Origin of the sequence: Cobetia sp. L2A1 (assembly GCF_009796845.1) — a bacterium.
GTDB lineage: Bacteria > Pseudomonadota > Gammaproteobacteria > Pseudomonadales > Halomonadaceae > Cobetia.
In genome coordinates this window covers 2,174,363-2,187,870 of record NZ_CP047025.1, presented here as the reverse complement: position 1 = coordinate 2,187,870, position 13,508 = coordinate 2,174,363, and the positions used below count along the sequence as shown (strand labels likewise).

Here is a 13,508-nt window from a genome sequence, read left to right as displayed (position 1 = left end):
ATTCATGGGAGAAGTGTTGGAGGGGGGGGGAGCAACGAGATAGCATCCTCTCTAACGGCTGACGCTGGTCTCGTATGTCTGCATCACCGCCGAGCCCTTGATCACTCCACCACATAGTGTCTTGAGTGACTCGAATTCGCTGTTGGAATCTCGATCGCGAGGCGATTTCACCTCTGTCATCCCCTCCGGCAGCGCCTGATAGGCACTGCAGCTTAGCCGTATCATCTTGTCATTGATGAAGGTGCCGTACTGACGGGTATGCGAGAGGGTGCGCTTGTTTTTATGCTGCTGTGCCATCGAGATATCAAACCAGTAGCCCGGACGCTGATTGATGGTCGTGACACCAGAGTCGAGCATCTCGCTGCCCTGCGGCGCCCACCGGCTGAGCTGTCGGTTGGCTTGCATCATCTTGAGCTGTCGGGTGTTGATGGTGACCCCGTTGAGATCATAGATTTCCAGCACGATCAGCTGCATGCCGGTGCCCGCCTGACTGCGCCATTTCTGCACGATATGCGGTTGCTGACTTTCCTTGGCGCTCCAGGAGGCGGGCAGACGCAATGTGAAGTCTACCCCTCTCGATTTGGCATGCCCCTGGGTATTGAATTGCTGATAGTAGCCGTCATATAGCTCATACACCGGCTCGTCCTGGTAGGTGGTTGCCAGCAGGTATTCGAGGTAGGGAGAGGGGATATCATCCCCACCGGCGCGGCGATGAAGGGTCGCGAAGAAGCGATGGGCAAAGTCGGTCGTCAAGACTTCCGGGGCCAGCATGGCGACCAATTTCTCGTGGACCCGCTGCTCGATGCGTTGCTTGGCGTTGGCCGTCGCCTCGCGACCGATAAGAGACTCTATCGCGCGTGTCAGCCGCTGGGTGATGTTTGGGAAGGCATTATCGAACTCGGTGGCGGTTGCGCGCACCTGATCCTGAAGCTCTGGATGTTGCTGTGCTATCCGCGAAAGCGTGACGTCCTGCGCCACGATGAAGCCGTAACTGCCGCCCAGGTTATTGAGGACGACTTGAGTGTGCTGGAAATTGGCAGCCTTCGCGGGAGGGATGGCAGACAGCAATGCGCCAGCCCCGCCGAGCATCAGGGCAGCGGAGATACGACGCACCCTTGCGGCGTACCGAGCCGAGGCAGGGCGCCAGACAACCGAAATCGACATGCGAGACATCCTGTCAGAGTGAGGTTGAGGCAAGGCCAACAAGGGTAAGGGGTAACCTCGCTGAGTACTGTAGGCGATACACCGCAACAACCGTGAGCAACCTGTGACGATATCGCACAACCCAAAAGACCACCAGAATCAATCTGGTGGTCTTTTGGGTTGTAGCGCACGTGGTGTGCCGAGTTGCATGCAGAGTGGCATGTCCATCAACCGCGTGCGTTCACTTCCTCGATCAACTGGCTTGAGCCGGTGAGGTCCGGCAGGCAGGCACCGTCGGCGATCTTGGCAAGCAACACCTCTTCGGCCTGCTGTACCTCGATGGCGTGAGTGGCGATGGCGGAGACTTCCTCGGGAACCATGACGATGACGCCGCTTTCATCGGCGAGGATGGCATCGCCCGGATTGACGACCACGCCGCCGATGCTGACCGGCACGTTGAGCGCGCCGCCGATACCGGCGAAGCGGGTGGTCAGCGAGGCGACACCGCGACTCCAGACCGGGAACTGCTTGTCGCGGATGGTCACGGCATCGGTCGCCATGCCGTCGATCACCACACCCGCCACACCAATACCGGAGGCGACTGTCGTCATCACGCCGCCCCAGCAGGCACGGTGGCGGTCGCCCTGACGATGCACGATCAGCACATCACCCGGGCGCACCAGCCGCATCACGTGATTGAGCAGGGTGCCGTCTTCTGGCGGTAACGAGACAGTGACGGCGGTGCCGACGACACGCACTTGTGACAGCATCGAGGCGATGGCCGGTTCGACGAAACCGTGGGTATGGAAGTGGCCAATGGTGGCGGTTTCGCATTGCTTGAGCTGTGCCAGCAGTTCGGGCGCGACCTGCGCAGGCATGTCATTGAGTTGGTACATGGAAGTCTCTCGTCGTGGTCTGTCAGATCAGGCTGGGCAGGAAGGTGGTCAGCGCTGGAATCCAGTACAGCATGAACATCGCAAACAGGAAGCAGATCACGATAGGCCAGGCGGCGGCATAGATGGTCTGCATTGGCATCTGCGGTGCAGCGCCCTTGACGGCGAACAGGTTATAACCGAAGGGCGGGGTGAGACTGCCGACCGAGATGTTGATCAGGAACAGTGTCCAGAACCACACCGGATCAAACTCATACAGTTTGACCAGCGGCGCGTAGATGGGGATGACCACCATCATGAAGGCGATCTGATCGATGAACATGCAGGCGATCAGCGGGATCAACATCAACAGCAGCAGCATCCAGACGGGATCGAGATCCATGCCGGTCACGCTGTTGACCAGCCCGCTGGTGGCGCCCGTGAAACTGAGCAGCTGCGAGAACAGCTTCGAGCAGGCCAGTATCAGAATGATCATGGTGCTGACCTTCAGCGACGACATCACCGCCTCGCCCGCCATCTTGAACGAGAACTTGCGGTAGTAGGCGGCCACCAGCAATGCGCCCATCACACCGGTTGCCGCTGACTCGGACGGCGTGGCGATACCGAGCAGGATCAGCCCGAGCACGGCGAAGATGATGACGGTGAACGGCAGCATGTTGGTCAGTGCGCGGCGTTTTTCCTGAGGTGTGCCACCGCCGCTTTCATCCACCGCCGGTGCACGACTGGGGTCGAGCATGATGCGTATCTTGACGTAGAGGATGAACATGGCAGCCAGCAGGATACCGGGCAGAATGCCCGCGATCAGCAGGCGTGCAATCGAGACATCGACCATCGAGCCGATGATGATCACCAGCAGGCTCGGCGGGATGATGGGGGCCAGGCTTGCCCCGCCCAGAATCAGGCCGATGGAGAGCTTGTCGTCATAGCCACGCTGCTGCATGGTCGGCAGCGCCGAGCGACTCAGCATGGCCGTCACCGCAAGCGCCGAGCCGGATAGGGCACCGAACAGCGTCGAGAGCGCAACGACGAAGAAGTAGAGGCGGCCCTTCATGCGGCCCATCAGGGTATCGAGGGAATCGAAGATCACGTCGATGGAGCCAGAGCGGAACAACAGCTCCCCCATCAGTACGAATAGCGCGATGGTGGTCAGCGTCTCCGAGGTCATGCTGTCGTAGACACTGTTGGCGAACATGCCGAAACCGGCGGTGCCCATCAACCACAGCGTGCCGAGCACGTTGATGGTCAAGAAGGCGGCGAACACGGGAATGCCGAGGGCAAAAAGGCCCATCAGCACGGCGATGGCGAGGCCCAGAGAGAGATACCATTCCATGACTCAGGGTCCTTTTGTGGGGTCGACAGCAGGTGCTGACTTGGCAGGTGCCGACGTGCCCGTGTCTGGCACCGTCTGAGCCGCCGAGCGACCGAAGCCGTGACGCAGGAAATGCAGCGCAGCACTCACCAGCGCATAGGCGATGAAGGCCGAGACCCAGACCTTGGGGATATCGAGGCCGAGTGCCGTGGTGGTGTGGTAGTTGAACTGGCGCAGACTTTCTTGCACGCAGATCCAGCCGGCAACGGCACACACGATACCGGTGAGCACGGCGAGGAACCGGTCATAGCGGGCGCGTGTGGCAGGCGACAGACGCTCGGGCAATACCGTGATGGCGATATGACCGTGAGTGCGAGCCAGTTCAGGCGTGGCCAGTGAAATCGAGAGGCACAGCAGGTAGGCGACCATCGCGCCGGACCACAGGGTCGGAGAATTGAAGAAATAGCGCGCGATGACTTCCAGCCAGAAACACAGGACGATGCCACACAAGGTGACACCGCCCAGAAGGAAGCCTGCTCGCGTCACGCCGTCATGTACACGTGCAAGCAGGGTTAGCATGAGAGATTCCTTACTCGCTGACGGTGGTCAGGTTTTTCTCGATGGCCAGTTTGCGCATGGCGGTGACGGCTTCCGGCGACTTGTCGATGCCCAGCTGCCAGATACCGTCGGTGACCAGCGCATCCAGACGTGAAGCATCTTCGGGTGAGAACTCGGTCGGCTGCATGCCTGCTGCTTCCAGCGACTTCCACTCGTCGATGGCCAGCTTGTCCATCACAGGCGCGATCTCGGTTTCAAGCTGGCGACCCTGGTCCAGCAGGACTTTCTGCTCTTCCGGGGACAGGCTGTTGAAGGCATTGAGGTTCATCAGCACGAAGTTGTAGGTCTGGCCGAAGGTCGGCTTTGAGAAGTAGCCGGCGACTTCCTGCCAGCCCATGTCCTTGACGCCATTCAACCCCCAAGCGGCACCGTCTATCACGCCGCGGTCCATGGCGGAGTAGACGTCGCCACTCGACATCAGCACCGGCGTACCGCCCAGGCCCTTGGTGACGTTGGTGTAAGTCGGGCTGCCGCGCAGACGACGGCCATCAAGACCCGGCGAGCCTTCAATCGGCTTCTTGAGCACGTACTGGAAACCACTGCTACCCAGCGGCGGAATCGCGATCAGCTTGAGGCCGAGTGTCTGGTAGTGCTCATCGACCAGGTCCCAAAGGCCGGATTCACGCGTCTGCTCAGGATTGACCTTGACCGCATCCATCGCGGCGCCAACACCGGTCGTGTTGGTGTGGTAGGCGGCATGGGTGTACAGCAACTGGAAGACACCTGCGGCGACTGGCTGCAGCTGTTCGAACGGAGAGACGACATCCGGGCCGGTCAGCTTGATGGAGATGTCGGCTGCATCGTTGGCTTCGACTTCCTTGATGAAGCGTTGGGCAATCTCGCGTGAGTAGGCGCTGGTTTGATCGTAGCTTGCGAGCATGCGCAGCTCGGTCGCCATTGCTGAGGTTGCAGGGAGCAGGGCAAATAGCGGGAGCAGGAGGGCGGGCTTGAATGTTTTCATGGAATTATCCGCGTTATCGTTATTTTTGAGTTCCCGAGATCATGCGATCTGGAAGCTGGAGGCAGTGGTGAATACTGACCAAGTAGCCAGGAACAGGTGGCATCCTTGGTAAGCACTAGGGGTGCCTTCTCTGTCATCAACATGATGGTACGCCTTCAATCTATGAGTCGCTCAGGCAGCGGTCAACGAATCATCTTCCTTTTGGCTTTTCAAATTTCAATACTTGGTATTTATATGGTTTATGTTAGTTAATAAATTTATGTTGATGGTCAAGGTGAGCGCATTATCATCGCCGCTAAATCCACGCGTATCGCAGTGATCATTGACTGAATTTCTCGCCAATATCAGATCGATAAATACCAGAGTTCTATTGCCAGAAACGCACGACACCCCTTTCCGGGTCCTCATGAGGGAGCGGTAAGGGGTGTCGAAAGTGCCTTGAAATCCAGCGTCACTATCTGCACGTACTTCGTGAATTCAGCTACTGAATGCAGTTGACACGGCCGCTGAATCAACGCCAGCAAGCACTCTCACTTTGCACTGGACATTGTTGTCAGTGGTGATCGTGCCTGACGCAAGGCGAGTGGCATCAATGCCAGTGAAACGGGTAAGCCAATCATCACCGGATGCAGTCCGAACGGATGCCCCAGTATCTGCCACATGACGGCAGTGGCGAGACCGCCCCACATCATGATCTGACCGCCACGCGGATTCGGCGTACGGCAACACAGCGCCACTATCGTGGGGACCAGTACCCCGCATACCAACATGGCGCTGCCCAGGATCCAGATATCCAGCAGGCGCGGTGCATAGAGCGCAAGTCCCAGTGAAATCAATGACATGGCGATGACGGAGTGGCGGCTCATGCGTAGCATGAAGGCATCATCACGGCCTTTCATGCGCGGTTTGATGACGTCATTGGCAATCGACGAGGCACCCGCGATGAAGAACGAATCCGCACACGAGATGATCGTCGCCAGCAGCACCACGACCATGCTGACCATCAACGGCAATGGCAGGGTCGCCTTGATGATGGCATAGAAGGAGAGATCCGGATTGGTGACCGCAATGTCCAGCCCCAGCCTGGCGAAGCTGCCGATCAAGACCACCGCCGCACCGACCAGTAGAGTGAAGACGATCGCGACAGCGTAACCGGTCCGGGCCGCCTTGAGGCTGCGTGCGGCCCAGAAGCGTTGCCACAGATCCTGGCGGACAAATTGATAGGCACCGATGGTCAGCATGTAGACCGTCAGTTCGTGGCCGGAAATACCGGTCAGGCTCAGGAAGTCAGGAGTGTCTGTGGGCAGCGGCGTGGCCGACATCACTTCCCAGCTACCACTGGCGAAATAGACCATGCCCAGCAAGAAGAAAATGCCCAGCGTTTGCAGGGTGCCGAGGATGGCATCTGACCAGATCACCGCCATCAGGCCCCCCAGCCAGGTCTTGGCGGTCAGCAGCGCCCAGGTCAGCAGGATGCCCGCCGGCAGTGCTAGCCCGAACACCAGCTTGAGCACCGTGGCCACTGCGACGAATTGCATGCCGGTGATGGCGGAGTAGGCACACAGCACACTGATCAGGGTCGGGGTTCTTACGCCTTCCCCGAAGCGACTGACCAGAAAGTCGGCCAGGGTCACCATGTTAAGGCGCTCACCTTCAGAGTGTATCCTGGCGATGAAGAAGTAGAGCGCCAAACCGGCAACGGTCATGCCGACCGGTAGCCACAGCTGGCCAAGGCCAAAAGCATACCCCTTGGAGACGAATCCCAATAACGTGGAGCCGCCGACGGCGGTACCAATGAGTGTACAGATCAACGGGAAGGTACCGGTGGAGCGTCCGGCAACATTGTAGTCGTCATAAGTCTTGATGCGACGGAAGAAATAGAGCGAAAGCCCCATCAGAAATACGCCACATGCTATGATCATGATCGAGAGAATGAAGGTTTCTCGGCTATTGAACATCGTCTTTATTTCCGCTTTTTTGGTATTGTGTTTCACGTCATCACAGCGTGAGTCATGCCTGCGTGCTGCGCAAATGACCACTGCTGTCGCACGGATTTTCTCACGTTATACAGGAACAAGTGACATGCGGCCCATTCACGACACGCTGGACTGGAATCTACTGCGTACCTTCATCGTCATTGTCCAGGAGGAAAGTGTCAGTCGGGCAGCCGCACGTCTTTACCTGTCTCAACCCGCGGTCAGTCTGTCACTCAAACGATTGGAAGAAAGGCTGGGGCAGCGATTGATCGAGCGTGACAGTCACCGCTTTCGCGTGACATCGGCGGGGCAGGTGGTCTACCGCGAGGCGGTGGAGATCTACGCCAACGTGGCACGTCTGGCGTCGGAGGTGGGCAATAGTCAAACGGAGATTTCCGGGCATGTCTCGCTCCTTTTCGTGACCGGCATTGAATGCCGTTTCCTTGATAGCGTATTCGCGCGCTTTCATCGCTGTTTTCCCCAGGTCACCTTCTCGATACAGGACATGTCCAGTCACGAGGTTCAGCAAGGCCTGTTGCAGCGCCAGGGTGCGCTTGGCATCTGTCTGGCACGACAGACCCCTGATTCCCTGATGTCCCAGGTGCTGGTGCGCCAGAGCTATCACTACTTCTGTGGCCAGACGCACCCGCTGTTCGGGCGCCAGAATCTGCCCCTTGAGGCGCTACGCAACGAGCGTTACATCTCGTTTGGCAGCGAGCAGCTGGATGGCGTGCTGTCACCGCTGGCGGTGTTTCGCGCCAAGGAAGGCCTGCAGGGGCCAGTGGTCGGCCAGTCCAGCAGCCTGCAGGAAATCCAGCGCATGGTGCATGCCGGCTGGGGCATCGGCTGCATGCCGGAACACATCGTCAGGCGCGAAGTCGAACAGGGTCAGCTGTGGCCGCTGCCGCCCTATGGCGGTGTCGCGGATATCGATCTGCATCTGATGTGGCACCGCGAGGCGCGCTTCAGTGCGGCCGAATCCACCTTCGTCGACTTCCTGCATAACGCACTCGCCAAGGTACCGCTGGAAGATCGCCTGCATCGCGGTCTTGAGTCCGTGCGTGCGCCAGAACCAGATCCCAGGACGGCAGCGCCAGAGAATCGATCGTCCGATACGCCGCGAATGATCGATTCCCTGACACTGCCGCCTGCGGATACCTAGTAGTCGAGATTGATCCAGGTCGTCTTGAGGTCTGAATACTTGTCGAGGGCGTGCAGTGACTTGTCACGCCCGAAGCCAGACTGCTTGACGCCACCGAAGGGCACGCTGATATCGCCATCGGCGTAGCAGTTGACCCACACCAGACCTGCCTTCAAGCGCCGCGATACCCGGTGTGCACGTGCCAGATCACGCGTCCACAGCCCCGCGCCCAGACCGTAGATGGAGTCATTGGCCAGTTCGATGGCCTGTTCCTCGCCGCTGAAGCGGGTCACGCCCAGCACCGGGCCGAAGATTTCCTCGCGCATCACGGTGCTGTTCTGGTCGCCTTCCACGATGGTCGGCTCCAGATACCAGCCGCCGGCGCAGGCATCGCTGGGCGCGATGGCCTTGCCGCCCTGATGCAGTGTCATGCCTTCCTTGAGCGCCGTCTCGACAAAGCCCAGCACCTTTTCATGATGATCAGCGCTGACCAGTGCGCCCATGCGCGTGGCCGGGTCGAGCGGATCGCCCGCCGGCATGGCGCGTGCGCAGGCGATCAGCCGTGGCATGAAGTCGTCATAGATGGCGTCATCGACATACAGGCGTGATCCCGCGATGCAGACTTCGCCCTGATTGATGAAGATGGCGTCTGCCGCCGCGCGCGCCGCCAGATTGAGGTCCGGGCAATCAGCGAAGATGATGTGCGGCGACTTGCCGCCGCACTCCAGCCACACACGTTTGAGGTTCGACTCGCTGGCATAACGCATGAAGCGCTTGCCGGTCGCGGTAGAGCCGGTGAAGGCCAGTGCATCGACTTCCATGTGCAGGCCGAGTGCCTGACCCGCCACCGCGCCCAGGCCTGGGGTGACGTTGAACACGCCCGCCGGGAGGCCGGCTTCATCAGCCAGTGCCGCCAGACGCAGCGCGCTGAGGCTTGAGGATTCCGCCGGCTTGAGCACCACGCTGTTGCCTAGCGCCAGTGCCGGCGCGAACTTCCACGACGCGATCATCAGCGGGAAGTTCCATGGCACTACCGCCGCAACCACGCCCAGTGCTTCACGGGTGATGGTGGCGTGGACGTTCTCGCCCGTTGGTGCGATCTCGTCATAGTGCTTGTCGATGGCCTCGGCATACCAGGCCACCGAGCGGGCGGTCTCCGCCAGATCAAAGCCGAGGCTATCACCGATCGGCTTGCCCATCTCCAGTGTCTGCAGCAATGCCAGCTCTTCGGCATGCTCGCTGATCAATGCCGAGAAACGCTGCAAGACTGCCTTGCGTGCCTGGGGCGACTGACGCGACCAGATGCCAGAGTCGAAGGCACGCCGCGCGGCCATCACGGCGCGGTCAATGTCCTGCTCGGTGCAGGCGGTGATATGGGCCAGCACTTCACCGGTCGCCGGGTTGTAAGCCGGGAAGGTGTCGCAGCCAGTGCTTTCGACATACGCCCCGTCAATGAAGGCACGGGTCTCGAAGACGAGCCCTGCCGCGCGTGCTTGCCAATCAGCATGCGTCAACGGGGCGACAGAGGCCTGAACCGAAGTCGCCTGATCAGAAGAGGTGCTCATTGCGCAGCCTCCTGCGGATTGGCAACGACACCGGCGCGTTCCAGCATCGCCAGCAGCAGCACATTGGCGCCGGCTTCCAGATCCGCCGGCTCAGCGTTCTCGCTTTCGTTGTGGCTGATGCCGTCTTCACAGGGCACGAAGATCATCGCGACTGGATTGATACCGGCGATCTGCACCGCGTCATGCCCCGCACCGGTTTCCATGTCGCGGAAGCTCAGTCCTAGATGACGGCTGGCGCTGCGCACCATCTCGATCAAGGGTGGTGCGAAGGGCGTCGGCGGAATGTGCTGCACCTCGATCAATTCGACATCAACCTGCTGCTTGCCACCCTGATTGGCCGCATGATGCTGAAGACACAGCGCCTTGAGCCTGGCGTGCATCTCGGCGAGCACTGCCGGTTCCAGGTGGCGAAGGTCAACGCTGAAGCGCACCTGACCCGGAATCACGTTGCGCGAGTTCGGGTGTACATTGAATTCACCGCAGGTGACGCGACCGTTGGGCTGATAGTCGTCGGCCAGCGTCAGAATCTCGCTGACCAGTGCGCAGGCGGTTTTCAGCGCATCGCGCCGGTAGGGCATCGGTGTCGGGCCGGCGTGAGCTTCCTGGCCACTGACGACGACATCAAACCAGTGCAGGCCGAGGGAGCCGGTGACGGCACCGATGGTGATTTCCTCTTGCTCCAGTACTGGGCCTTGCTCGATATGCGCTTCGAAATAGGCACCGAATTCGTGGCTACCCACCGGCACGTCACCAGCATAGCCGGTGCGTTCCAGCGAGGCGGCAACGTTGTCGCCATCCCGATCGGTGGCGGCCAGTGCCTTCTCCAGCGTGATCAGGCCCGCGTGAACACCAGAGCCCATCATCACCGGCACGAAGCGGCTGCCTTCCTCGTTGGTCCAGATCACCACTTCCAGCGGCGCCTCGGTCTCGATGCCGCGCTCATCCAGCACGCGCATGACCTCAAGTCCGGCCAGCACGCCGAAGCAGCCATCAAACTTGCCGCCGGTCGGCTGGGTGTCGATGTGACTGCCGGTGGCGATGGGCGGCAGGGCATTGTTACGGCCTGCACGGCGCGCGAAGATATTGCCGATCTGATCGACGCGCAGTGTCAGGCCCGCGGCCGCGAGCCAGCCGGTGACCAGCTCGCGGCCGGCGCGATCTTCCTCGGTCAGTGCCAGACGGCAGTTGCCGCCCTTGGGGGTGGCGCCGATCTTGGCCAAGGTCATCAGCGCTTCCCACAGGCGCTGGCCATCGACACGCAGGTCGAGCGTTTCAAGAACATGATGAGGTGACTGGGGAGATGTTGTGCTCATGTCAGACTCCTGCCTTGTCGTTGGCGGCATTGCGTGCGAGGGCATCTTCACGAATGCCGCTCAATAGCTTGCCCGGGGCGATGCCGTCCGGGTCATAGCGCAGCTCGATCAGTGCCGGCAGGCGCTCGCGATCAGCGAATTCCAGTGCGCGGGTGAAGCTTGCCTCGAAGTCTTCGTCCTTCTCGACGACCTGACCTAGACCGCCATAGGCCGTCACCAGCGCCGCGAAGTCAGGATTGGTGAAGGTCAGTGCGATCTCACGGCCCGGGAAGTCGTTCTCCTGATGCGCGCGGATGGTGCCCCACATGCCGTTGTTGAACACCAGTACCACGATGCCGACGCGATACTGCAGTGCCACGCCCAACTCCTGCATGTTCATCTGGAAGCAGCCGTCGCCGGCGTAGCAAACGGCCGGGCGCTCCGGGAACTCCAGCTTGCTGGAAATCGCCGCCGGCAGGCCGTAGCCCATGGAACCGACCGTCGGTGCCAGCGAACTGCCCAGACCACGAAAGCGCACATAGCGGTGGGCATAGAGGGCGTAGTTACCCGCACCGACGGTGATGCAGCCCTTGCCGTCGAGGATGCGATCAACCGTCAGGCTGACCTTGTCGAGACTCAGCGGGCCAGGTGACGGCTGCTCTTCCAGCGTGGCCAGATAAGCAGCGCGCGCGTTGCGGGTGATGTCAGACCAGCGCGGTGCGCTGACCGGTGACAGGGTGGTCAGTGCCAGCGAGAAACCATTGACGTCGGTGTTGATGGCCAGCGTGGGCTGATAGACGCGGCCCAGCTCTTCCGGGTCGGCGTAGATGTGCACCAGCTTCTGGGCCGGCACCGGCGACTGGATCCAGCTATAGCCTTCGCTGGTGGCTTCGCCGATACGGGTACCGACGGCGATCACCAGGTCACTCTCGACCAGCTGCTGACGCAATTCAGCGTGCATGCCCATGCCGACGTGACCGACGAATTGAGGCAGTTCGGCATCGACACATTCCAGACGCCGCCAGGCGACGCCGGTCGGGATATCGAAGCGCTGGGCGAAACCTTCCAGTGCGATCTGGGCATCGCGGGTCCAGCCGCTGCCACCGACCAGCAGGAAGGGGCGCTCGGCACTGGCGAGCAGGCGCTTGAGTTCATCCAGCTGCGGCTGGCCCGGGTAAGTCATCAGGCGCGGATGCGGCTTGACGTCCGCAACCTGCGCCTCGCCCCACAGCGTGTCTTCCGGCAGTGCCAGTACGACAGGCCCGGGACGACCACTACGCGCGACCTGATAGGCGCGGGCGATGTATTCCGGAATGCGTGAGGTGTCGTCTATCTGGGCGACCCACTTGGTCATCTCGCCAAACATGCGACGGTAATCGATTTCCTGGAAGGCTTCGCGCTCGATGAAATCGCCCCCGACCTGACCGATGAACAGAATCATCGGCGTGGAATCCTGATAGGCGGTATGCACGGCGATGGAGGCGTTGGTCGCGCCCGGGCCACGGGTGACGAAGCATACGCCCGGCTCGTTGGTCAGCTTGCCGTAGGCTTCAGCCATGTAGCCGGCGCCGCTTTCCTGGCGGCAGACAATGGGCTCGATGGCGCCCTTGTGCTCATTGAGCGCATCGATGCACGGCAGGTAGCTTTCACCCGGCACCAGGAAGACACGCTTGGTGCCGTGCAGACGAATCTGATCGACGAGGATCTGTCCGCCATTGCGCAGCGGGTATTCAGAGGCAGTGGAGGTGCCGGTGGTGTCAGAAGCAGCGGTGGCCTGAGTCATGGGAGTGCTCTCGTTATTGTTGAGGAGATCAGAAGTGGGATCGAGACGTCGGCTCGAGAAGTGGCGTCGCCAGCGGCATCAGGTCGCTCAGCGCTTCCAGTTGTTCGGGGTGAATCACGCAGCGTGCCTTGAAGCCCTGCTGATTGGCCCAGTGTTGATCGGTGCCCAGGCCATTCTTCCAGCGCCATGGCCCGTCGATGGCCAGCCGCTGATGTGTCTGGCAGGCTGTCGCCAGTCGCACGCGCCAGGGCTTCAGAGTCTCGGTGATCAACACCGGGTCCCGTGTGGCTGACAGGCCAAGATCCGTTGCCAGATCCCCCGTGCCGATCAGTGCACCCAACAAGTGTGGGGTCTGTTCACAGGGGCGAAGCAATGCATCGGCGGCCAGCAGCCCTGCCTGACTCTCAAGCGTCGCGATGCTGCGCAGACTGCCAGCGGGCAGGCGGTAGAGATGCTCCTGTTCGGCAAGCGCGTCATCCAGCGCGATCAGTTGCGCGTGGTGCTCGACGGCGGGAATGAAGACGACAGCCGGGCAGTCTTCCAGTGCGCCAGCAGCGTTAGAAATCAGTGCTGCGAGTTCTGCGCGACCGCCTTGCTCCAGCAGATTGAGGCGCACGGCTGGCCAGACGTTGAGCGAACGCGCCCGTCGGGCGAAGGTGGCGAAGCGACTGATGGCAAGCTGGCGGCCTGCGGCGGGAGTGAACTCTTCGAGGTCCACCACGATGGCATCGGCACCACTTTCCAATGCGGCATCCAGTCGTGCGGCATCGTCGCCGGGCACGAACAACCAGCGCTGTGGCAGGGTCTGATCAACGGAAGTGGTCATC

The 13,508-nt window shown here is 60.8% G+C and carries 11 protein-coding genes; 1 reads left to right on the top strand and 10 read right to left on the bottom strand.

From position 1 onward, the window contains the following. Positions 1-51: 51 nt before the first annotated feature. The 6 genes from GQR90_RS09460 to GQR90_RS09435 form a co-directional block, all read right to left on the bottom strand. A complete protein-coding gene (locus GQR90_RS09460) occupies positions 52-1,164 on the bottom strand; it encodes a hypothetical protein (RefSeq protein WP_158773891.1) in 1,113 nt (370 codons plus the stop codon). 206 nt (positions 1,165-1,370) lie between these two features. Then, positions 1,371-2,039 (bottom strand): RraA family protein, encoded by a 669-nt coding sequence (locus GQR90_RS09455; protein WP_233266192.1) that lies wholly within the window; start codon positions 2,037-2,039, stop codon positions 1,371-1,373. A gap of 22 nt (positions 2,040-2,061) precedes the next feature. After that, positions 2,062-3,366, bottom strand: coding sequence for a TRAP transporter large permease (locus GQR90_RS09450; protein WP_158773890.1), 1,305 nt, complete (start codon positions 3,364-3,366; stop codon positions 2,062-2,064). Positions 3,367-3,369: 3 nt separating this feature from the next. Then, a complete protein-coding gene (locus GQR90_RS09445; RefSeq protein ID WP_158773889.1) occupies positions 3,370-3,924 on the bottom strand; it encodes a TRAP transporter small permease in 555 nt (184 codons plus the stop codon). A 10-nt stretch (positions 3,925-3,934) separates the two neighbouring features. After that, entirely contained in the window at positions 3,935-4,924 is a 990-nt protein-coding gene (dctP, locus tag GQR90_RS09440) for a TRAP transporter substrate-binding protein DctP (RefSeq protein WP_158773888.1), read from the bottom strand. 530 nt (positions 4,925-5,454) lie between these two features. Continuing rightward, a complete protein-coding gene (locus tag GQR90_RS09435; RefSeq protein WP_158773887.1) occupies positions 5,455-6,882 on the bottom strand; it encodes a sodium:solute symporter family protein in 1,428 nt (475 codons plus the stop codon). Positions 6,883-7,006: 124 nt separating this feature from the next. On the opposite strand from GQR90_RS09435, the gene GQR90_RS09430 reads away from it, so the two are divergent. Further along, positions 7,007-8,062: a LysR family transcriptional regulator gene (locus GQR90_RS09430; protein ID WP_158773886.1), complete on the top strand. Its 1,056-nt coding sequence runs from the start codon at positions 7,007-7,009 to the stop codon at positions 8,060-8,062. Here the strand turns inward: GQR90_RS09430 and GQR90_RS09425 are convergent. From GQR90_RS09425 to GQR90_RS09410, 4 genes are read right to left on the bottom strand one after another with little or no spacing between them, the layout of a single operon-like run. Beyond that, positions 8,059-9,606: an aldehyde dehydrogenase gene (locus GQR90_RS09425; protein WP_158773885.1), complete on the bottom strand. Its 1,548-nt coding sequence runs from the start codon at positions 9,604-9,606 to the stop codon at positions 8,059-8,061. The genes GQR90_RS09430 and GQR90_RS09425 overlap by 4 nt on opposite strands. Further along, positions 9,603-10,919 carry a Zn-dependent hydrolase gene (locus GQR90_RS09420; protein WP_158773884.1) on the bottom strand — a complete coding sequence of 439 codons (1,317 nt, stop codon included), beginning with the start codon at positions 10,917-10,919 and terminating at the stop codon, positions 9,603-9,605. The genes GQR90_RS09425 and GQR90_RS09420 overlap by 4 nt, the downstream gene beginning before the upstream one ends. Before the next feature lies 1 nt (position 10,920). Then, on the bottom strand, positions 10,921-12,681 hold the full coding sequence (locus tag GQR90_RS09415; protein WP_158773883.1) for a thiamine pyrophosphate-binding protein: 1,761 nt from the start codon (positions 12,679-12,681) through the stop codon (positions 10,921-10,923). 28 nt (positions 12,682-12,709) lie between these two features. Beyond that, entirely contained in the window at positions 12,710-13,507 is a 798-nt protein-coding gene (locus GQR90_RS09410) for an aldolase/citrate lyase family protein (RefSeq protein ID WP_158773882.1), read from the bottom strand. Position 13,508 lies beyond the last annotated feature (1 nt).